The sequence below is a fragment of the Streptosporangium brasiliense genome (assembly GCF_030811595.1).
Classification (GTDB): Bacteria; Actinomycetota; Actinomycetes; order Streptosporangiales; family Streptosporangiaceae; genus Streptosporangium; species Streptosporangium brasiliense.
This window is the reverse complement of record NZ_JAUSRB010000002.1, coordinates 2179900-2201355: the sequence shown is the minus strand read 5'-3', so window position 1 is coordinate 2201355 and position 21456 is coordinate 2179900. Positions and strand designations below refer to the sequence as shown.

The 21456-nt window shown below is 74.4% G+C and carries 10 protein-coding genes; 3 read left to right on the top strand and 7 right to left on the bottom strand.

Translation table 11 applies throughout. From position 1 onward, the window contains the following. Nucleotides 1–4: 4 nt before the first annotated feature. Genes J2S55_RS18965 through J2S55_RS18935 form a run of 7 tightly spaced genes read right to left on the bottom strand, consistent with a single transcriptional unit; the run spans nucleotide 5 to nucleotide 15704 of the window. Nucleotides 5–208: an MbtH family protein gene (locus J2S55_RS18965; RefSeq protein ID WP_306862569.1), complete on the bottom strand. Its 204-nt coding sequence runs from the start codon at nucleotides 206–208 to the stop codon at nucleotides 5–7. Further along, a complete protein-coding gene (locus tag J2S55_RS18960; protein ID WP_306862568.1) occupies nucleotides 205–5592 on the bottom strand; it encodes a type I polyketide synthase in 5388 nt (1795 codons plus the stop codon). The genes J2S55_RS18965 and J2S55_RS18960 overlap by 4 nt, the downstream gene beginning before the upstream one ends. Continuing rightward, nucleotides 5582–9214 carry a non-ribosomal peptide synthetase gene (locus J2S55_RS18955; RefSeq protein WP_306862565.1) on the bottom strand — a complete coding sequence of 1211 codons (3633 nt, stop codon included), beginning with the start codon at nucleotides 9212–9214 and terminating at the stop codon, nucleotides 5582–5584. Before J2S55_RS18955 ends, J2S55_RS18960 begins: the two co-directional genes overlap by 11 nt. After that, the gene (locus J2S55_RS18950) at nucleotides 9211–10635 is read right to left on the bottom strand and encodes a lantibiotic dehydratase (RefSeq protein ID WP_306862562.1); all 1425 of its coding nucleotides are present in this window, start codon (nucleotides 10633–10635) and stop codon (nucleotides 9211–9213) included. Before J2S55_RS18950 ends, J2S55_RS18955 begins: the two co-directional genes overlap by 4 nt. A gap of 43 nt (nucleotides 10636–10678) precedes the next feature. Beyond that, complete coding sequence (locus tag J2S55_RS18945; protein ID WP_306862559.1) at nucleotides 10679–11494, bottom strand: lantibiotic dehydratase; 816 nt, start codon at nucleotides 11492–11494, stop codon at nucleotides 10679–10681. Beyond that, nucleotides 11491–12258: a thioesterase II family protein gene (locus J2S55_RS18940; RefSeq protein ID WP_306862556.1), complete on the bottom strand. Its 768-nt coding sequence runs from the start codon at nucleotides 12256–12258 to the stop codon at nucleotides 11491–11493. The genes J2S55_RS18945 and J2S55_RS18940 overlap by 4 nt, the downstream gene beginning before the upstream one ends. Then, nucleotides 12255–15704, bottom strand: coding sequence for an amino acid adenylation domain-containing protein (locus J2S55_RS18935; RefSeq protein WP_306862553.1), 3450 nt, complete (start codon nucleotides 15702–15704; stop codon nucleotides 12255–12257). Before J2S55_RS18935 ends, J2S55_RS18940 begins: the two co-directional genes overlap by 4 nt. 223 nt (nucleotides 15705–15927) lie before the next feature. Here J2S55_RS18935 and J2S55_RS18930 point away from each other — a divergent pair, with 223 nt between their 5' ends. The 3 genes from J2S55_RS18930 to J2S55_RS18920 all read left to right on the top strand — a co-directional run bounded on the left by J2S55_RS18930 (nucleotide 15928) and on the right by J2S55_RS18920 (nucleotide 21410). Beyond that, a complete protein-coding gene (locus J2S55_RS18930; protein ID WP_306862550.1) occupies nucleotides 15928–17745 on the top strand; it encodes an AfsR/SARP family transcriptional regulator in 1818 nt (605 codons plus the stop codon). A gap of 488 nt (nucleotides 17746–18233) precedes the next feature. Beyond that, the gene (locus J2S55_RS18925; RefSeq protein ID WP_306862547.1) at nucleotides 18234–19658 is read left to right on the top strand and encodes an alkaline phosphatase PhoX; all 1425 of its coding nucleotides are present in this window, start codon (nucleotides 18234–18236) and stop codon (nucleotides 19656–19658) included. A 255-nt stretch (nucleotides 19659–19913) separates the two neighbouring features. Next, on the top strand, nucleotides 19914–21410 hold the full coding sequence (locus J2S55_RS18920; RefSeq protein WP_306862544.1) for a serine hydrolase domain-containing protein: 1497 nt from the start codon (nucleotides 19914–19916) through the stop codon (nucleotides 21408–21410). Nucleotides 21411–21456: the final 46 nt, after the last annotated feature.

The window sequence follows — 21456 nt, the reverse complement described above, 5'->3', positions numbered from 1 at the left end:
CGTGTCACCCGCCCTGGCGCAGGCTGAGCGGGCGCATGTCGGTCCACACCGTCTCGATGTGGTCCAAGCAGTCCTGCTTGGCTCCACTGAAGCCGGTCTCGTGCCACCCGGCGGGGAGTGTGCGGCCCGCCGGCCAGATCGAGTACTGCTCCTCGTCGTTACGCACGACCAGGTAGTGGTCGTCGGTCATGGTTCCTGCCTCGTTCATTTACGGTCCAGCTTGGGGATGGTGGTGGCCGGACGGGCCTGCTCGGCCTCGCCGTCGGCGGCCCGGAGCCGTTCGACGACGACCGCGAGCTCGGCCACGGTCGGTGACTCGAACAGGCTGCGCATCGGCAGCTTCACGCCGACGGCCTTGCGCAGGGAGGCGATGAGCTGCACCGCGATCAGGGAGTTGCCGCCCAGCGCGAAGAAGTCGTCATCGATGCCGACCCGCGGCACGCCGAGGCCGTCGCTCCACACCCGTGCGATGGTCGCCTCCAGCTCGGTGCGGGGCAGGGCGTGGTCGTCGCCCTCCGCCGCCTGCCCGGAGCTCTCCTCGGCCCCGGCGTCGCCGGCGATGCTGTCGGTGGTCCGGGCCCTGGCCCGTTCGGCGAGCTCGGCCACCGGCAGCGGGTTGATCACGACCTGGGGGCCGAGCCGCGCGGCCAGCACCCGGCGGAACGCCTCGGCGCCGTCCACGGGAGCGATCCCGTCGCCGGCCGGCGCGGCGGGCGCCGATCCGGCCGGGCCGCCGGGGGCGGCCAGGTCGCCGGTGACGGCGTCGCGGTCCACCCGGCGCAGCACGAAGTCGCCGATCTCCACCAGCACCCGGCCGTCCTCGTCGAACAGCGTCAGGTCCGCCGAGACCACGTCGTCACCGCCGTCGGCGTAGCGCAGGTGGCTCCAGAACCGCGCGGGCAGCGGCCTGCGCACCAGCACCCGGCCGTAGGAGAGCGGCAGGTAGCTGCCCTCCCCGCGTCCCTCGCCGAAGGCGGTGGCCACATCCAGCAGCGCCGGGTGCAGCACCCAGCGCTCCAGGTCGGCCAGGGCGGCCTCGGGCGCGACGATCCTGGCGAGCTCCTCGTCCGGGCCCACGTGGTGCTCGCCCAGCGCTTCCCAGCGGGGGCCGAAGGTGAGCATGCTGGTCCGTCCGGCCTCGCCCGCGGTCTCACCCGCGGCCTGGCGCGGCCGGCAGCGGGCCACGATCGACCCGGCGTCCGCCTCCGCGGCCGGCTCGGGGCGGACCCACCCGGCCGAGCCGCGCACGTGCGTGGCGGAGCGGCCCGCCGTACGGCTCGTCACCTGGAAGTCGACGCCGTCCGCCGAGGGGGTCAGCTCCACCCGGTACTGGGCGGTGCCCCCGTCGGGGACGGAGAACGGCTCCAGGAACGCCACGTCCCGCAGCTCCACGACGTGGTCGGCGTCCGGGGCGGGCAGGCACGCGGCCACCGCGGCCCGCACCGACTCCAGGTGGCCGGTGCCGGGGACCACCGGCACCTGGCCGATGCGGTGCTCGTCGAGCAGCCAGTGCGTGGCGGCGGAGACCAGCCCGTGGGCCTCGGCCTCCCCGTCCTGGCCGGTCACCCGGGTGGACAGGACCGGGTGGTCCACCGCCCCGGCGACCCCGCCGCGGGCGGCGCGGAACCCCTCGGGCGCCGACACCTCGACGGCCATGCCGACCTCGGTCCAGCCGCCCCAGTTCTGCGAGACGACCGGCGCGCGCCAGCCGTGGGCGCTGCGGGCGTAGGCGTCGAGGAAGTTGTTGGCCGCGCAGTAGTCGACCTGCCCGAAGCCGCCGACCACGGAGGTCACCGAGGAGCACAGGGCCACCCAGTCGAGCGGGAGGTCGCCGAAGACCTGCGCCAGGGCGAGGGTTCCGGCGATCTTGGGGGCCAGTACGGCGGTGGCCGTGGCGCGGTCCTTCACCTCGGCCATGCCGCCACCGGGCAGGCCGGCGGCGTGCACGATGCCGTCCAGCCCGCCGAACTCGGCGTCGATCCGCTCGCGCACCGCGCTCAGTCCGGCCGGGTCGGTGACGTCGGCGGCCAGCACCAGCACCTGGGCGCCCGCCTGCTCCATCCGACGGATCGCGAGGATGGCGCGGCCCGTGCGGTCCGCGCCGCCGTGCACCGCCAGGTGGGTGTCCCACTCCTCACGCGGCGGCAGGCCGTTGCGGCTGAGCAGCGCCAGCCGCGCGCGGGCCCGCCGCGCGAAGTCCTCGGCGAGGGTGATGCCGATGCCGCCGATGCCGCCGGTGATCAGGTACCGGCCCCCGTCGCGGACGACCGTGGCCTCGGAGACCTCCTCGCCCAGGGGCACCTGAGCGTAGTCGGTGACCCAGCGGCGGCCGGCGCGCAGCGCCACCTCCGCCTCGTCGGCGGGCCGCAGCAGCTCGGCGACGAGGTCGGCCGTCTGCGCGGCGCCCGCCTCCGGGTCGGCGTCGATGTGGCGGACGGTCAGGCCGGGCAGCTCCAGCGGGACCACCCTGGCGATGCCGGCGAGGGTGGCGTGCTCGGGGCGGGGCAGATCGCCCTGCGCGTCCGAGGTGCCCGACGACACCACGTCAAGGTGGACCCCGTCGGCCACCCCCGCGCCGGCCAGGGCCTGGACCAGGCTCAGCAGGTCGAAGAAGCCGCGCTCCTGCGCCTGCCAGGTGGCGGCGATCTCGCCGCCGGCCGGCAGGCCGTCCAGCGCCAGCGCGTGCACGATCCTGGCCGGGACACCGCCGGCCAGCAGCGTCTCGTGGTCGCCGGGACCGGCCACCCGCACGGCGGCGCCCCGGGCGCGCAGCTCGGCGACGAGCTCCTGCCCGCGGGGCCCGTCGGCCAGCACCAGGCAGTCGCCGAGCTCGGTCCGGCGGGGGTCGGGGGCGGCCTGGCGCCAGGTGGGCACCGCGAACCAGTCGGCCAGCGGCAGCGGGCCGCGGCGCCGGGCCGGGGCGGCGGAGGCGGTCTGGTCGACCGGGTCGGCGTCGATCCAGTAGCGCCGGCGCTCGAACGGGTAGACCGGCAGCGGCACCCGGCGGGCCGTCCCGGAGCCCGCGGTCAGCGGCACCCCGGCGGCCCACAGCGTGCCCGCCGCGTCGTAGACGGTGGCGGCGTCGCCGGTCCGCTCCCCGGGCCCGGGCAGGCTGGGCAGCGGCGCGGGCGCGCCCTTGGGCAGCTGCATCCTGGCCAGCCCGGCCAGCTGCCGGCCCGGCCCGCACTCCACCAGCATCGGCGGCGTGTCACCGTGCGCGGCGAACAGCCCGGCGACGCAGGCGCCGAACCTGACCGGCTGCCGCAGGTGGCCGGCCCAGTAGGCCGGGTCCGTCGCCTGCTCGGCGGTGATGGGCTCGCCGGTGACGTTGGACCAGAACGGCAGGCTCGGGGCCCGCCGCGGCACCGAGGCGACCAGCGCGGTGAACTCCGCGAGGATCGGCTCCATCATCGCCGAGTGGAAGGCGTGCGAGGTGCGCAGGGCCTTGCAGCCCACCTTCTCGGCCTTCAGCGTCTCGGCGAACGCCTCGATCGCCTCCGTGGGGCCGGCCACCACGCAGGTGCCGGGGCCGTTGACGGTCGCCACCGACACCCCGTCCGGCAGCCGGCCGGCCAGCTCCGACTCGTCCCGCTGGACGGCGAGCATCGCGCCCGCCGGCATCGACTGCATCAGCGCGCCGCGGGCGGCGACCAGGCGGACCGCGTCGGCCAGGGTGAACACCCCGGCGACGGTCGCGGCGACGTATTCGCCGATGGAGTGGCCGATCATCGCGGCCGGCCGTACTCCCCAGCTCCGCCAGAGCCGGGCCAGCGCGTACTCCACGGTGAACAGCGCCGGCTGGGTGTAGCGCGTCTGCCGGAGCGTCTCCTCGGCGTCGGGCGCGGTGCCGAACATCAGGTCGCGCAGGTCGAGACCGAGGTGCTCGGTGAGCAGGTCGGCGCACTCGTCGACGGCGGCGGCGAACACCGGTTCGGCCCGGTACAGCTCCGCGCCCATGCCCGCGTACTGCGCGCCCTGCCCGGAGAACAGGAAGGCCACGGCCGGCGGGGTGGGGCCGGCCTCGCCCTTGCGGCGGCGCTTGCGCTCGCGCAGCGCGGTGACCGCGTCGGCGCGGTCGGTGGCCACCACGGCGGCCCGGTGGGAGTACTCCTGCCGGCCCACCCGCAGCGTGTGGGCCACGTCGGCCAGCGCGAGGTCCCCGTGCGACTCCAGGTGCCCGGCCAGCCGCTCCACCGCCGCGTCCAGCGCGGTGGCGGTCTTGGCGGAGACCTGCAGCAGGTGCGCGGGCCGCGGGGGGAGCGGGTCCGCCTCGACGGGCGGCGCCTCCTCCAGCACGACGTGCGCGTTGGTGCCGCCGATGCCGAAGGAGCTCACCCCGGCGCGCCGGGGGCCGCCGTCCGTCTCCCACTTGCTGAGCGTGGACGCCACGTAGAACGGGGTGTCGGCGAAGTCGATCGCCGGGTTGGGCCGCTCGTAGTTGATCGTCGGCGGGATCAGCCCGTGCTTCAGCGCCAGCACCGCCTTGATCACGCTGATGATGCCCGCGGCCTGGCTGAGGTGGCCGATGTTGGACTTCACCGAGCCGATGCCGCACCAGCCGCGGTCCTCCGTGGCCTGCGTGTACACCGAGGTCAGGGCGGCCACCTCGATCGGGTCGCCCAGCGCGGTGCCGGTGCCGTGCGCCTCGACGTAGCCGATCGTGCGCGGGTCGATCCCGGCGAGCCCGACCGCCTGCGCGACCGCGGCGGCCTGCCCGTCGACGCTGGGGGCGGAGAAACCGACCTTGCCCGCGCCGTCGTTGTTGATCGCGTTGCCCCGCACCACGGCGTGGATGTGGTCGCCGTCGGCGATGGCGTCCTCAAGCCGCTTGAGCACCGCGACGCCGACGCCGCTGCCCCAGACGGTGCCGTTGGCGTCGGCGTCGAACGGCCGGCAGTGGCCGTCGGGGGAGGTGAACCCCTCCACGCCGATGTATCCGGTCGCGGGCGGGTGCTCCACGTTGACGCCGCCCGCCAGGGCCATGTCGCACTCGCCGCCGCGCAGCGCCTCGCAGGCCAGGTGGAGCGCGACCAGCGACGTGGAGCAGGCGGTGTGGATGGTGAAGCTGGGCCCGCGCAGGTCCAGCCGGTAGGACACGGTGGTGGCCACGTAGTTCGGCGAGTTGGCGGTGGCGAGCCCGATGCCGTGCCGGGTGTCCCACACCCGCTTGTTGCGGGCCAGGTTCTCCCACAGGTACTGGTTGCCGCCGGTGCCCGCGTAGACGCCGATGGCGCCGTCGTAGCGCGCCGGGTCGGTCCCGGCGTCGTTCAACGCCGAGTAGCAGGTCTCCAGGAACAGCCGGTGCTGCGGGTTGAGGATCTCCGCCTCGCGCGCGGTGAGGCCGAACAGGCCGGCGTCGAACTGGTCGTACCCCTCGACGTAGGGCGCCTTCGACACCCAGCTCGGGTCGTCGACGTCCTCCTCGGACACGCCCCTGGCCACCTGCTCCTCGCGGGTGAAGGTGGTGATCGATTCCACGCCGTCGACCAGGTTCCGCCAGAACTCGTCGATGTCGGAGGCGCCCGGCACGCGGGCGGCCATCCCCACGATGGCGATCGGTTCGACGCCCTCGTCGGTGACGTCACTGGTCATGGTCGTTCTCCTGTCCGGTGGTGCTGTGGACGCGTCGTGGGCGTCGCGTGCGGTTGCGCCGCGCCTCGGCCCGGGAGGCCGCGCGGGCGAGTTCGGGATTGCCGGCCTGGGGGTGCCCGGCGGAGCCGCCCGCCGGGCTTTCGGCGTCGAGATAGGCGGCGAGGGATCGGATGTTGGGGTAGCGGAACAGGTCCACCATCCGCAGTTCACGGTCGAGCTGGACGCACAGGCGGGCGTGCACGGCGGCGAGCGCCAGCGAGTGACCGCCGATGTCGAAGAAGTTGTCGTCGGGGCCGACGCCGTCCCGCTCCAGAACCTCACGCCAGATCGTGGCGATCAGCTCCTCGGTGGCGGTCGACCCGGTCCCCTGGCCCGCCGACGGCGCCACGGCCACCGGGTCGGCGACCCGCATGGCGCCGGGCGCCGCCTCCGGTGAGACCCGGCCGGGCAGCGCGACCGCGCCCATCGGGGTGGCCGGGTCGGCGGCCAGCGCGCCGACCACGTTCACGTAGTCGGCGAGCATCGCGTCGATCCTGGCGGCGTCGAACAGGTCGGGGTTGTAGACGACCTCGACGGAGAATCCGCCGTCCCGCTCCGCCACGTACACGGTCAGGTCGAACGGCGAGCCCGGCTTGTCGACCTCGATCGTCTCGCCGCGCACGCCGGGCAGCTCCAGCCGGGGCTCGGTCAGGTTCAGCACGTTGAACATGACCTGCACCAGCGGGGCGCGGGAGGTGTCCCGGCGGATGTCGAGCTCCTCGACCACGCGCTCCAGCGGCGCGGCCGGGTGCGCGGCGACGTCCAGCAGCTCGCGGGTGCAGCGCCGTACGTGGGTGGCGAAGTCGGTGCGGTCGTCCGACCGCAGCCGCAGCGGGACCATGTCGATGAAGAACCCGACCAGGTCGTCGAAGGCGGCCACCCGCCGGTCGGCGACGACCGCGCCGACCACGTGGTCGGCGGCGCCGGTGAGCCGGTGGAGCAGCCGGCCGAGCCCCGCCAGCAGCACCCCCGCCGGGGTCGCCCCGAGGTCGGCGGCCAGCGCGCGGACCGCGGCGTCGGTCCCGGGCGGCAGGGCCACGCGGGCCTCGGCGCCCCGGTAGGTCTGCACGGCCGGGCGGGGCCGGTCGCGGGGCAGGTCCAGCACGGTGGGCGCCCCGCTCAGGTGCCCGGCCCACCAGGCCAGGTCCGCCTCGCCGGTGCGGCTGTCCCGCTCGGCCCGCCAGACCGCGTAGTCGGCGTAGGAGGCCCGCAGCGGCGGCAGGTCCACCGCCCGGCCGGTGACGGCGGCCGTGTAGGCGGCCGACAGGTCGGTGTAGAGCGTGTCCCGGGACCAGCCGTCGAACACCGCGTGGTGCAGGGTCAGCGCCAGCACGTGCTCGTCGGGGGCCAGCACGTACAGCCACGCCCGCCAGGGGGAGCCGCCCGCCAGGTCGAACGGCGCGGACGCGCCGGCCGCCAGCCGGGTGCGCAGCTGCGCCTCCCGCTGCGCCTGGCCGTACCCGCTCAGGTCGACCACGGTCAGGTCCACGTCGGAGGGCGGCTCGCAGACGGCGTACGGCACGCCGGCCCGCTGCCGGATCCGCCAGCGCAGCACGTCGTGCCGCTCGGCGACGGTCCGCAGCGCCGTCCGCAGCGCCGTCACCTCCAGGGGGCCGCGCAGCCTCTCGGCCAGGGCGATGTTGTACGGCGCGGCCTCGGGCGCGAGCTGGTCCAGGAACCACAGACGGCGCTGCGGCGGGGCCAGGGTCGGCGGATGGCCGAGGGTGAGCTCCGGCCCCGCCAGCCGGGCGGCCCCGTCGAACCGGGCGGCGATCTCCGGCAGGGTGCGGCCGGCGAACACGTCGTCCACCGTCACGTCCAGGCCCAGCTCGCTGCGGGCGGCGGCGACCAGCCGCATCGCGGTGATCGAGTCGCCTCCGCCGGCGAAGAAGTCGGCGCCGACGCCGAGGCGCCGCCACACCGCCGCGAGCGCCCGTTCGGTGGCCGTCCCCCCTTCCGGCGAGTCGTCGGCCGGGCGTTCCTCGGCGGCCAGCTCCCGCAGCCGGGACCGGTCCACTTTGCCGGAGGAGTTGAGCGGCAGCTCGGGCAGGCGCAGCACGCGTCCCGGCAGCATCGCCACGGTCAGCCGCGAGGCGGCGTATCCGGCGTCGGCCGGGGCGTCCTCCGGCGTGAGGAAGGCGACCAGCTCCAGGCCGCCGCCGGGCCGCGGCACCGCCTCCACCGCCGCCTGCGCCACCGCCGGGTGCTCCTGCAGGACGGTGACGATCTCGCCCAGCTCGATCCGCTGGCCGCGGATCTTGACCTGTCCGTCGCGGCGGCCCAGGTAGACGAGCTGTCCGTCGTCGGCGTAGCGCGCCATGTCCCCGGTCCGGTAGAGCCGCGCGCCCGCCTCGCCGGAGAACGGGTCGGGCACGAACGCCGCGGCGGTCAGCGCGGGCCTGTTCAGGTAGCCGCGGGTCACGCCGGGGCCGCCGATCAGCAGCTCGCCCTCGGCGCCGGGCTCGACCAGGCGGAAGTGGTCGTCGACGACGTAGCAGCGGTGGCCGGGCGTCGGGTGGCCGATCGGCACCGGCGTGGCCTGCGGGGCGGCCAGCTCGGCGGTGGCGGCCGACACCGTCGCCTCGGTGGGCCCGTAGACGTTGACGAACCGGCGGCCCGGCCACCGGTTGACCAGCTCGGCCGGCACCGCCTCGCCGCCGGCCATCACCACCTGCCAGTCGGGCAGCGTGGCCGGGTCGAGCAGGGCCAGCACGGCGGGGGTGACGAACCCCCAGGTGATCCGGTGCTCGGCGACGAACCGCTGCAGCCTGGTCGGGTCGGAGCGGTCGGCGTCGCCGGCGATGTGCACCGACCCGCCCACGATCAGCGGGACGAACAGGTCGAGGGCGGAGGCGTCGAAGCTGAGGGAGGAGAAGCCCAGCGCGCGGGTGTCCGGTCCGGCCCCGACGGTCTCGATGGTTCCGAGGACGAAGTCGGCCAGGTTGTGGTGGGTGACGAGCACGCCCTTGGGCCGGCCGGTGGAGCCGGAGGTGTACAGCACGTAGGCGAGGTTGTCCGGCGCGGCCGGGCAGTCCGGCACCGCGGCCAGGTCGACGGACTCGGCCGGGCCGGGTACGGCGACGCACCGCAGGCCCGCCTCGCCGGCCGCCTCCGCGCCCGCCCGGTCGGCCACCACGACCTCCAGACCGGCGTCGACGGCCATGTCCCGCAGCCGCAGCCGGGGGCCGGCCGGGTCCAGCGGCACGTAGCAGCCGCCGGCCAGCAGCACGCCGTAGATCGCGACCAGCAGCGCGGGCCGCCGCTCCATGCAGATCCCGACCCTGGTCTCCGGCCCGACGCCGAGCGCGCCGAGCCGGGCCGCGAGCGCGGCGGCGCGGCCGGCCAGCTCCCGGTAGGTGATCTCCTCGTCCCACTGGGCGACCGCGAGCGCGTCCGGCACGGCGCGGGCCCGCGCCACGACGAGGTCGGCGACGGTCCGCCCCGAAGAGACGGTCCGCTCCGAGGAGAGCGTCTGATCGGCCTCCATGCGGTCCGCCTCCAGGTGGTCCGTTTCCAGGTGCTCCGTCTCCGGGTGGTCCGCCCCCACGCGGTCCGCCTCCGGCTGGGACAGACGGTCGCTCATCGCCCACCGCCCGCGGTGACGGGGTCGGTGATCTGCAGGCGCAGTTCGCTGAAGTAGCGGTTGCCCTGGTGGTCGGGGACCCAGGCCTGGTCGGGGGTGGGCAGGGCCTCGCTGATCACGACGGAGACCTCGGGGCCGGCGGTGCGGAGCATGGTGCACAGCACGCCGACGTAGTGGGGGCTGGTGAGGTCGAAGTAGCAGGGTTTCACTTCGGTGCCGATCTTGACGAAGATCTGGTCGGGCAGGTTGAGGCGCTGTCGCCAGGCGCGGGTGGCCAGGTAGCGTTCGCGTTCGTTGGTGATGTCGGCCAGTCCGGTCTCGGTGACGGTGGTGCGCCAGGTCTCGCGGGCGATGACCAGCCGGTCGATGGTGATCCGGGGCACGTGCGGCGCGGGCGAGGTGAGCTTGAAGGCGTCGACGGCGAGGCCGTTGAGCATGCCGGCGAACATCTCGATGAGCGGCCACCGGTGTCCGTCGGGGGCGGTGGCGATCAGGGTGCCGTCGTCGTCGGAGACGATGACCGAGGTGGCCGGCAGCAGCCGCTCCGGGTCGGCGCCCGGTGCCGCGGCGAACCCCAGCAGCCGGTCGGTGGTGCCGGTCAGCGACGGCGCGACCCGCCCGGTGTGCCGGGGCCAGGTGTCGGGGTGGAGCAGCCGGACCCGGTCCGGCCCGAGGTCGGCGGTCAGCTCGTCCCGGAGCCGGTCGACCTCGGGGTGCCAGACGGTGAAGAGGTCGCAGTCGAACGTCGGCCAGGCCGCGTGCAGCTCACCGAGGACCGCCTGGTAGTCGCCGCGGTTGACGGCGTCGACGTCGGGGGCGCAGATCTGCAGGTCGGGGCTGTGCAGCCGGGCCGCCGCCCAGCCGGGCCGCCCGGCGGGGAACAGCCGCGCCAGCGGCTCGGCCAGCTCGGCGGCCGAGAGCTGGACGCGCGCGCCGCTCCCGAGGCCGGCCGGCACGCCGATCAGCTCGGCCCACCGCCGGGCGAAGTCGTCGGCCACCGTGCGGAACGGGTTGTCGCCGCCGGTGAACAGCAGCCCCTGGGCGAGATACCACAGGTCGGCCAGGCGCACCGGGGCGTCGGAGCCGTCCCGCAGCTCGTCGTGGAGCTCCCGCAGGACGTCCCGGCAGGCCGAGCTGATCGCGTGGGTGAGCCAGTGGGCGGTGGCCAGGATGAGCGCGAGAGGTGGTGCGAGGTCGTCGAGGAGGGAGGAGCCGACGGTGACGTCGACGTCCCGGGTGGTGTCCTCGTAACACAGCGTGCGACCGGCGTACATCTGCCCGTCCCGCCGCCGCGGCGCGGCACCGGTGACCGCGGTGAACTCCGCGTCCAGCCCAGCCAGCGCCTCCTTCAACCCCACCGGGTCACCCGCGGCGGCGGCCACCGCGTCACGGGCCGCGCACAACCGCGCCAGCCCCGCCACCGCCCGCTCGCGCAGCTCGGCGTCCCCGATCGAGGCGATCCGCTCACGCAGGCACGTCCTCGGCGTCGCGGCCGATCGGCAGCGCCGCGTCCCAGGTGATCAACTCCCGCTCGACCAGCCGCTCCAGCAGCAGGTAGCCGTCCTCCGGCCGGTCCAGCCCGGCGACGACCTCCACCGCCGGGGTCCGTCCGTCACAGCGGGCCAGCACCGCCGCCTCCACCGGCGACAGCGCCAGCGGCGGCTGCATCGGTCGCAGCAGCGACCGCTCCTGCACGGTGAGATGGGGCAGCAGCGCGGGCGGCCACCAGCGGCGGACCAGCGGATCCCCGGCCAGATGATCGGCGTAGGCGGTCATCGCCCAGCCCTCGAAGAACACCCGTCGGTGGCGGAGCAGGCCCGGGCCGGTCCGGACGCTCAGCGCCTGCTCGGACCGCTCGACGTCGATCCAGCAGACCGGGCCGAAGAACCCGATGGTCTCGTTCTTGGCGCAGTAACGCTGCCAGTAACGGATCACCGCCCGCTCCCGGTCCCGCCGCCGCACATTACGGCTCGCCTCCGGACCACCGGCCACCAAGCCGTCCAAGGCGACCAGCACACCCGGGTTCTGCCAGGTCACCGCCTCACGGAACAGCGGATCAGCGGCGATCTCACAGATCTTGCGAGCACCCGCCGCGACCGCCTCGGCCAGCGTCTTGTCGAACATCTCCGCATCACCGTTACCGGCGAGCAGATCGTCGGCCGCGGCGGCGGCCGCGGGCGCCGCGAAGGCGTCCAGCCCGTCGGCGGGGAACCCCGTCGTGCGCAGCAACGCGTCCGGCCACACCGACCAGCCGCTGTCTCCCAGTCTCACCTTCGTCACAGCCCACCGCCCGCGGCCCTGAGGTCCGCCGACAGCAGGGTGGTCAGGTCCGCCAGCCTGTCCTGGAGGAAGAAGTGACCGCCGTCGAGGCGGTGCAGGGCGAAGCCCGCGGCGGTGTGCTGCTCCCAGGCGGCCACCTGCTCCATCGAGACGGCCCGGTCGAGCGTGCCGGCGAAGGCCGTGATCGGCACCGGCAGCGCCGGTCCGGGCTGGTAGACGTAGTCGTCCAGCCAGGCGAAGTCCGCCCGCAGCGTCGGCAGCAGCAGCTCCAGCAGCTCCGGCTCGGCGGCGACCGCCTCGGGCACGCCGCCCCCGGCCACCACCCGGGTCACCAGCTCGTCGTCGGAGACGCGGGAGAGCCCGTCGAAGGTGTCGGCGGAGGCGTGCAGATGCGGTGCGCGGGCGGCGCCCACATACAGCCGGACCGGCAGCGGCGCGTCGGCACGGTCCAGCCGCCGGGTCACCTCGAACGCCAGCCGCGCGCCCAGCGAGTGCCCGTACAGCGCGTAGGGGCGGCTGTCGGCGGTCACGGCGTCGGCGACCGCGTCGGCCAGCTCGGCCAGGTCGATCTCGGGCGGCTCGACGATCCGGTTCTCCCTGCCCGGTAGCTGGACGCCCACCACCTCCACGTCGGGGGCGAGGGCGGCCGGCCAGGGGTGGAACACGCCCGCGCCCGCGCCGGCGTACGGCAGGCAGAACAGCCGGAGCGGCGCGTGCGGCAGGGGCCGCGCGCACCGGAACCAGCGGGCCGTCAGGGTGGTCATCGGGTGCCTCCCGGCGGGTCGATCCAGTAGCGCTGTCGTTGGAAGGGATAGGTCGGCAGCGGTACCCGCCGCCCTGGGACGGCGGAGCCGGAAGGCAGCGTCTCCGGCGCGCCGGCCTGGGACATCAGCCGGTCGGGGTCGAGGGCCGCGATCGCCTCGGCGAGGCTGCCGCACTCCACGACGGCCCGGTGGGCGAAGGAACGGCGTCCGGCCGTCAGGGTGTGCGCCACGTCGGCCGGTGACAGGTGCGGGTTGGCGGCGAGGTGCTCGCGCAGCCGTACGATCGCGGCGCGGAGGGCCTCGGGAGAGCGGGCGGAGATCGGGAGCAGATACCGGCCCCCGGAGGCGGGCACCGTGGCCTGCGGCTGCGGCGCCTCGGCCACCAGGACGTGGGCCCCGGTGCCGCCGATGCCGATCGCGCTGACCCCGGCCACCCGCCGGCGGCCCTCGGGCCAGTGCACCGTCTTGGCGGGCAGGTAGAACGGCCCGCGCTCCAGGTCGAGCTGCGGGTTGGGGGAGTCGAGGTGCAGGTTGCCGGGGATCTGCCCGTGCCGTACCGACAGGACCGCCTTGATGAACCCCGCGATCCCGGAGGCGGCGTCGGTGTGGCCGATGTTGGTCTTGACCGCGCCCAGCGCGCAGTGACCGGTGTCCCGCGCGCCGGCCGCCCGGAAGGCACGGGTCAGCGCCTCCACCTCGATGGCGTCGCCCAGCGGCGTGCCGCTGCCGTGCGCCTCCACCATGCCGATCTCGTCGGGGGAGATCCCCGCGTCGCCGAGGGCCTCGGTCACCGCGGCCACCTGGCCGCTCAGACCCGGTACGGCGAAGCCGGCCCGGGCGGCGCCGTCGTTGCCGACCGCCCAGCCGGGGATCACGGCGTACACGTGGTCGCCGTCGGCCATGGCGTCGGCGAGCCGCTTGAGCGCCACCACGCCGCTCCCGCTGGAGAATCCCGAGCCGTTGGCCGCGGCGTCGAAGGCGCGGCACCGCCCGTCCGGGGAGACCATCCCGCCGGGGGTGTGCCGGTAGCGGGGCCAGGTGACGCTGACCCCGCCCGCGAGCGCGAGGTCGCAGCGGTGGTCGGCGAGGTTCTGGGCGGCCATGCACACCGCGACCAGGGAGCTGGAGCAGGCGGTCTGCACCGCGACCGCCGGTCCGGTCAGCCCGAGCCGGTAGGCGACCTGCCCGGGCAGGTGGTCGGCGCGCTGGTGGGGCAGGAGCCGCCCCTCCCAGTCGTCGGGGTCGTCCGGGGCGCCGGCGGCGGGGTTGCCGAACAGGTGGAACAGGAAGTAGCGGTTGGCCGAGGTGGAGGCGTACACGCCGATCTGGCCGTCGAAGCGGCCCGGGTCGTATCCCGCGTCCTCCAGGGCCTCCCAGGCCGTCTCCAGGAACAGGCGGTGCTGCGGATCGGTGCGGGCGGCCTCCTCGGCGGTGAACCCGAAGAACTCCGCGTCGAAGTCCGCCACCCCGTCCAGCTTCCCGCCGGCCCTCACGTGCGCGGGGTCGGCCAGCAGCCCCGCCCCGACGCCCAGCTCGCGCAGCTCCGATTCCGGGTAGTCCCAGATGGCGTCCACTCCGTCGGACAGCACGGACCAGAACGCGGCCGGGTCGGGCGCGCCGGGGAAGCGGCAGGCCAGGCCGACCACCGCGATGTGGCCGTCGAGGTCGTCGAGGTCGTCGAAGCCGTCGGCGGCGGAGGGGACCGCGGCCGGCGGCGGCGGGGGCGGCGTGTCGGCCGGGGCGGACAGGGCCCGGGCCTGGGCCCGCACCGTGGTGTGCTCGAACAGCGTCACCATCGGCACCGGAGTCCCGAACGTCTCGGACAGGCGCTGCTGGAGCCGTCCCAGGAGCAGGGAGTGGCCGCCGGCGTCGAAGAACGGCTCGGTCACGCCGATCCGCGCCACGCCGAGCACCTCGCACCAGGCGTCGTGCACGGTGGCCTCGGCGGGGGTGGCCGGCCGCTCGCCGTCGCGGACGGGGCCCGGAGCGGGCAGGGCCCGGGCGTCCACCTTGCCGGTCGGGGTGAGCGGCAGCGCGTCGAGCACCATGATCGCCGCGGGGACCAGGTAGTCCGGGAGGACCTCGGCGGCGCTCCGCCGCATCGCGGCCGGATCGAGCACGGCGCCGGGGGCGGGCTGTACGTGGGCGACGAGCCGGTCCCCGGCGAGCGTGACCACGGCCCTGGCCACTCCGGGCTGTCCGGCCAGGTGCGTCTCCACCTCGGCCGGCTCGACGCGGAACCCGCGCACCTTGATCTGCCGGTCCAGTCTGCCCAGGCAGACCAGCGTGCCGTCGGGCAGCTCGCGTCCCAGGTCTCCGGTGCGGTAGACCCGCCTGCCGTCGCCGTCGGTGGTGAATCGCGCGGCGGTGCGCTCGGGGTCCCGCCAATATCCCAGGGCCAGATACGGGCTGCGGATGGCGATCTCGCCCTCGCCGCCGTCGGCGTCCAGCAGGACCACCTCGTAGCCCGGCAGCGCACGGCCGATCGGCACCAGGGGACCCGGCTCCGGCCCGGCCTCCGAGGGGTCGAAGGAGATCCGGTGGTGGGCCACGAAGGTGGCCTCGGTGGCCCCGTACCCGTTGACGAACCGGCAGCGGTCGGCGAAACGCCCCCGGCCGGCGGCCACGTCGGAGCCGGTCACCCGCTCGCCGCCGAGCAGCACGGCGCGGACCGAGGGCAGCCGGCCGGCCGGCCCCAGCGCGTCGAGCACGTAGCGGTAGAGCGTCGGGGTGGAGTGGTAGACGGTCACGCCCAGGTCGGCCAGGCGGCGCACCAGCTCGCCCGGCCCGAGCGCGCGGACGTCGATCGGCACCACGGCCGCGCCGCTCAGCAGCGCGGGGTAGATGTCCGGGATGGAGGCGTCGAAGCTGACCGAGGCGAGCAGGCTGAGCCGGTCCTCGGAGGTGATCGACAGGCTCTCGATCTGGTTGCCGACGCAGTGCGCCAGGTTCCGGTGGCTCTGGGCCACCCCCTTGGGCACGCCAGTGGATCCGGAGGTGTAGCGCAGGTAGGCCACGCTGTCCGGCTCGACCGTCTCGGGGGCCACCGGCGCCGCCGGGGTCGCGTCCTCGACGAGGACCACGGCGCAGGACCGCTCGCCGAGGAGGGTCCGGGCGAGCGCCTCGTGCCTGCGGGTGGTGACCAGCACGCTCACATCGGCGTCGTCGACCATGTACGCCAGCCGCGGCACCGGATACGAGGGGTCCAGCGGGACGTAGACGCAGCCGGAGAGCAGGGTCCCCAGGATGGCGGCGATGACCGTCGCGTCGTGACCGGTCAGGAGGCCGACCCGCCCTCCCGGACGGCCGCCGGCCTCGGTGACGAGGCGCTGGATCCCACCGGCCGCGGCGGCGAGCTCACCGTAAGTGATTGAAGCATCAACCGAATACACCGCAACGCGGTCAGAATTGCTGTTAACGACGTCGAGGAATCGGCCGACTACCATCTGTTGCATTACCGGAATTCCCGCATGTTGTTCACCATCTAGATCCGCCGTTACCCCGTGTTACGCCGTTAGGTACGACTTGCGGCATCTGCCACATGGAACGTTAAAGGCCGGACATTGCCGATCATTAGCCGTAAGATTGCTATGTCCGCAAACGAGGTAAATGCGGCTTAGGGGTGTCCTTCCGCAACGGAGCGTGAGGGGCCCAGGCGGAGGAACAGGCATGATCGTCGACAGGGCTGTTCCCACCTACGACTTCCAGATTCTCGGACCGTTCCGGGTCTGCCGGGACGGGATCACGGTGGCGCTGCCGGCGCGGCATCCCCGCATGCTGCTGGCCGTGCTGCTGCTGCACAACGGCGAGGTCGTCGCCGAGAGACGGCTGCTGGAGCAGGTGTGGGGCCACGGCTCGGGCAGCACGATCGCCCTGCGCACCGCCGTGTCGCGGCTGCGCTCCTGGCTGCGCGACAAGGCCGGCGCGGTCGCCTCCATCGAGCACGTCGACAGCGGCTACCGGCTGCGGCTGCCGCCCCGGTTCATCGACGCCGCTCGGTTCCGCGCCGCGCTGGCCGCCGACTCCGACACCGCCGGCCTCGATCCCCACCAGCGCCTGTCCTCCCTGATGGGCGCGCTCGAACAGTGGTACGGCTCCGTGCTGGACGGCGCCCCCGACGGGGTGCGGGAGGACCCCGCGGTACGGGCCCTGGACGACGACCACGCCATGTGCCTGCAGCGGCTGGCCGCGCTCGCCATCTCGGTGCAGGCCCCCGAGCTGCTGCTGCCCAGGACCCGCGCCCTGGCCCGGGCCCGGCCGTTCGACGAGCCGCTGCACACGCGCCTGATCGAGCTGTACGCCGCCTGCGGCCGCCCCGCCGAGGCGCTCATGGAGTACGAGCGGCTGAGATCCCGGCTCGCCGACGAGCTGGGCGTCGCGCCCAGCGCGGATGCCCAGCGCGCCTACCTCACCGTGCTCGACCAGGACCCGCTCGGCGGGTTCGAACGGGTCCACGGCGCGGGATGGGGACGCACGATCGTGCCTCACCAGGTCCCCGCCGACACCGCCGACTTCCTGGGGCGCGACAAGGCGATCGCCGTGCTCCTCGACCACCTGGGTGGGCTGCTGAACGACCCGGCGTGGCCGGCCCCGCTGATCGCGGGCGTCACCGGCCCGGCCGGGGCCGGCAAGACCACCCTGGCCGTGCACGTCGCGCACCGGCTGGCGCCGATGTACATGGACGGCCAGCTCTACGCCGACCTGCGCGGCACCGGGAACGCTCCCGAGTCCCCGGCCCGCGTGCTCGGACGGTTCCTGCGGGCGCTCGGGGTCGGCAAGGCCGCCGTCCCGGACGACCTGGCCGAGCGCATGGCCCTGTACCGCAGCCTCATGAACGGCCGCCGCATCCTGGTCGTGCTGGACGACGCCGTGGGAGAGGCGCAGGTGAGGCCGCTGCTCCCCGCCTCCTCGGCGTGCTCGGTCCTGGTCACCAGCCGGTCCCGGCTGGTGGGCGTCAGCGGCGCCAAGTTCGTGGATCTCGACGGGTTCGACACCGACCACGCCATCCAGCTCCTGGCGGCCGTCGCCGGGCACGAACGGGTCATCGCCGAGCCTGACGCCGCGGCCGAGCTGGTCCGGCTGTGCGGCGGGCTGCCCCTGGCGGTGCGCATCTGCGGCGCCCGGCTCGCCGCCCGCCCGCGCTGGCCGCTCGCCGCCCTCGCCGCCCTGCTCCGTGACGAGCGTGGCCGCCTGGACGAGCTGAGCATCGCGGACCTGACCGTACGGGACGGCCTGCGGCACAGCTACTCGCGGATGAACGAGGAGGTCCAGCAGACGCTGGCCCGGCTGGCCCGGCTGGGGCCCGTCGACTTCACGATCGGCACCGTCGCCGCCGTCTGCGGCCTGGACCACGACTCCGCCGGGCGGCACCTCGGCGCCCTGGTCGAGACCCGCTCCGCCTCGGTGGTCGACAACGGCCAGGCCGGGCAGTTCCACTACCGCCTCGACGAGCTGGTCCGGCTGTTCGCCCTCGACCCGCGGGCCTGACCAATGTTCACAGGCGCGATATGACCTGATATGAGAGGCAATGCCCGAGCCTGATAACTCACCGAATTCGCGTTAACGCCGCCCGTATCAAGAACGTCACGGAGAATCCGGTCAAGCCGGGTCCGCACCCCACGCCTCACCCGCCCCCGGTCTCTTTATGATCACGAAAACATCGTTTTCTCCCGGCGCGCCGAGAAGGGTGTCAGGAGCCGGGTCCCCGCGTATCGCCCCGGCCGCGGTCAAGGTCGACGGAGGTCTCCCTGGCCGCGGTCAAGGTCGACGGAGGTCGCCGCGGCGCGGGGAGCCCACCGCCGCCGGAGCGGGGAGCCCGCCGTGCGCCGGACCGATGGCCCACGGGGCGCCGTCCGACGCCGCGGCCGATCGTTCGCCGTCCGTTCACCACGGTGACCGCATCGGGGAAAGAAGCGTTCAGCCTGGGGGACTTGAGTCCCGTCATACCTACCAAAATGGATGAAAAAGGTACTTCTATGACTCCCCCGATCTCGCGCCGCGACCTGCTACGTTCCGGGGCCGCGGGTGGCCTGGGCATCGCCATCATCGGCAGCGTCGACGCCATCGCCGGCCCCGCCGCCGCCCAGACCGCCCAGGCCGGCCTCAAGGCGGTGGGCTACGGCCCCGTCGTCGCCGACCCGGCCGGCCTGCTCGCACTGCCGCGCGGCTTCTCCTACAAGATCGTCGCCCAGGCCGGCAAGACGCTCCTGGAGACGGGCGAGCCGACTCCGAGCGACGCCGACGGCACCGGGTTCTTCCGGGGACGCAACGGCTCCGTCCTGGTCAACAACCACGAGATCGGCGGGAACGAGCCCTACCCCGTGCCGGCCCTGCCGGGCCTGACCTACGACCCCGGCGCACGCGGTGGCACCACCAACATCGAGGTCGACGGCCAGGGGAACCGGATCCGCGAGTACGTCAGCGTGGCCGGCACGCACAACAACTGCGCGGGCGGCATCACCCCCTGGAGCACCTGGCTGACGTGCGAGGAGACCGAGCAGCGCGCCGGCGGGGTCTTCCAGAAGAACCACGGGTACGTCTTCGAGGTGGACCCGTTCGACCGCGACGCCAACCTCGACCCGGTCCCGCTGAAGTTCCTGGGCAGGTTCTCGCACGAGGCCGTCGCGGTCGACCCGCACACCTCCGCGATCTACGAGACCGAGGACGCGGGCGGGCCGAACGGCCTGTACTTCCGCTGGACCCCGCCCAGGCACTTCCGGGGCGGCAAGGGCGCGCTCCGGGCGCTCGCGCTCGGTGAGGGCGGCGACACCGCCGGCACCCTGCAGGCCATGAGCTGCTTCAAGGGGAGCAGGCACATCGCCGACCTGTCCGAGGCCACCCAGCCGGGCACCCGCTACAGGGTGGAGTGGATCGACGTGCCGGACCGCGACGCCGCGACGGTCTCGGTGCGCAAGCAGTTCGCCGACGGCCAGGTCACCCGGAGCCGCAAGCTTGAGGGCGCCTGGTGGGCCGACGGCGGCGCCTACTTCGTCTCCAGCTACGCCCGCACCGACGACGGCAGCGTCAACGAGCACGACGGGCAGGTGTGGTTCTACGACCCCAGGTCGGAGACGGTCACCCTCAGGACCATCTTCGGGGTCAACCCGGACCCCGAGCAGGACACCGACTACGACGGCCCGGACAACATCACGGTCTCCCCGTACGGCGGGATCATCCTGGCCGAGGACGGCGAGGGCCTCTCGCACCTGGTCGGCGTCACCAAGCAGGGGAAGGCCTACCCGATGGCCCGCAACGAGCTCAACGACAGCGAGTTCACCGGCCCGACCTTCAGCGCGGACGGGAGGATCCTGTTCGCCAACATCCAGTCCCCCGGCTACGTGTTCGCGATCACCGGCCCCTGGGGCCGGCCCGGCAACGGCGACGGAGGCCAGCACGGCTGACGGCCGCATGACCGCGGGGCGCCACCGCATGACCGCCGGGTCACCTTCACGTGACCGCGGGCGCCGTCGCTGACGCGGAAGCCACCGCATGACCGCGGGGCGCCGCGCCCCCGGATGACGGTCACGGCCGGCCGCCCCCTCGCGCCCACCCCTGACGAAAGTCAGGGGTGGGCGGCGCCGATCGTGCGATACGGCCGCCCTCCCCTGCTCCTTATGGTCCTCGGAGTCCCATACAGAGCAGTGACGGAGTGCATCGTGAAGAAGCTGGTGGCATGTGCCGGACTGGTGGCCGCGGTCCTGATACCGGCGGCCCTGACCCCCGCCGCGGCCGCCGCCCCGCCCGGCGGCGCCCTCGACGCGGCTGCCGTCGACCGTTATGTGAACGACTATCTGCGGCGGACCGGCCTCCCCGGTGCCATGGTCGCGGTCACCAGGGGCGACCAGGTCGTACGTGCCGCCGGTTACGGGCACGGCGCGGACGGCAGGGCCGTCACGGCGCGGACGCCGATGCCGGTGGCCTCGCTCTCCAAGTCCTTCACCGCCCTGGCCGTCATGCGACTGGTCGAGGCGGGCAGGGTGGACCTGGACGCGCCGGTCCGCCGGTATCTGCCCGAGTTCCGGCTGGCCGACCCGCGGGCCGCCAGGATCACCGTACGGCAGCTGCTGAACCAGACCTCCGGCATGGCCGACTCCGCCTTCCCCGACCTGACCCTGCCGCAGCCGGACACGCTGACCGGCGCCGTCGCCCGGATGCGCGGCGCGGAGCTGGCCACCGCACCGGGGACCAGGATGAGCTACCACAACCCCAACTACTTCGTCGCGGCGCGGCTGGTCGAGGTCGTGGCCGGGGTCCCGTTCGCCGAATACATGTCCGCCGAGGTGTTCGGGCCGATCGGCATGGCGGACACCACCACCGTCGACAGCACCGCGGAGATGCCGGGCGCCGCCAGGGGATACATCCGCGCCTACGGCCAGGTGATCCCGCGCGCCCATCCCCGCTGGTTCACCAACGGGGGCCACGGCGTCGTCACCACGGCCACCGACCTGTCCCGCTGGCTGATCACACAGAACAGCGGGGGGCGGACCGCCGACGGCCGACAGGTCGTCTCCGACCGGAGCATCGAGACCATGTGGACCCCTCCCAAGGGGGGCACCTACGGGATGGGCTGGCGGCGCGGCGGTCCTGAGCACGGCTCCACGTGGGTCCAGCACACCGGCTGGCTGCTCACCCACAACTCCGTGCAGATCCTGGTCCCCGACGAAGGCTACGGCGTCGCCGTCGTCGCCAACACCGGGATGAGCCCCGACGACGACAGCGTGCTCATCGCGCGGGGCCTGGTGGACCTGGCCCAGGGCAGGACCCCGGAACCCACCGCGCCCTTCACCATGACCGCCGACCTCGTTCTCGCGGGCCTCACGATCCTCGCCCTCGCGCTCGGCGCGCGCGGCGCCCTCCGCTCACAGCGCTGGGCCCGGCGGAGGGCGGGGCACCCCCTGTGGCGGACCGTCCTGCGGCTGTCGCCGTACGCTCTCCCCTTGGTGATCTTCGCCTCGCTCGCCTCGATCTTCGGCTTCCTCTACAACCGGGCCGGCACCATGGAGCAGATCACCTACCTGTGGCTGCCCCTCTACGTCTGGCTCGGGACGGCCGCCCTGGCGGGCGCCGTGGTGATCGCGGCGCGCGGCTTCCACCTGATCAGAGCAGGCCGCCGGCCGTCCGATGTCCCGCCCGCCGTCCCGCCCCGGCCGTGATCGGGCCGGGGCGTCTCCGCTCCGCCGCCCGGACGGCGGGCTCAGG

What these genes read in the sequence shown, in the direction of transcription:
- J2S55_RS18940 (WP_306862556.1), bottom strand. Translation starts at nt 12,258, where the DNA reads ATGACCACCCTGACGGCCCGCTGGTTCCGGTGCGCGCGGCCCCTGCCG.
- J2S55_RS18935 (WP_306862553.1), bottom strand. Translation starts at nt 15,704, where the DNA reads ATGGTAGTCGGCCGATTCCTCGACGTCGTTAACAGCAATTCTGACCGC.
- J2S55_RS18960 (WP_306862568.1), bottom strand. Translation starts at nt 5,592, where the DNA reads ATGACCAGTGACGTCACCGACGAGGGCGTCGAACCGATCGCCATCGTG.
- J2S55_RS18925 (WP_306862547.1), top strand. Translation starts at nt 18,234, where the DNA reads ATGACTCCCCCGATCTCGCGCCGCGACCTGCTACGTTCCGGGGCCGCG.
- J2S55_RS18965 (WP_306862569.1), bottom strand. Translation starts at nt 208, where the DNA reads ATGAACGAGGCAGGAACCATGACCGACGACCACTACCTGGTCGTGCGT.
- J2S55_RS18930 (WP_306862550.1), top strand. Translation starts at nt 15,928, where the DNA reads ATGATCGTCGACAGGGCTGTTCCCACCTACGACTTCCAGATTCTCGGA.
- J2S55_RS18955 (WP_306862565.1), bottom strand. Translation starts at nt 9,214, where the DNA reads ATGAGCGACCGTCTGTCCCAGCCGGAGGCGGACCGCGTGGGGGCGGAC.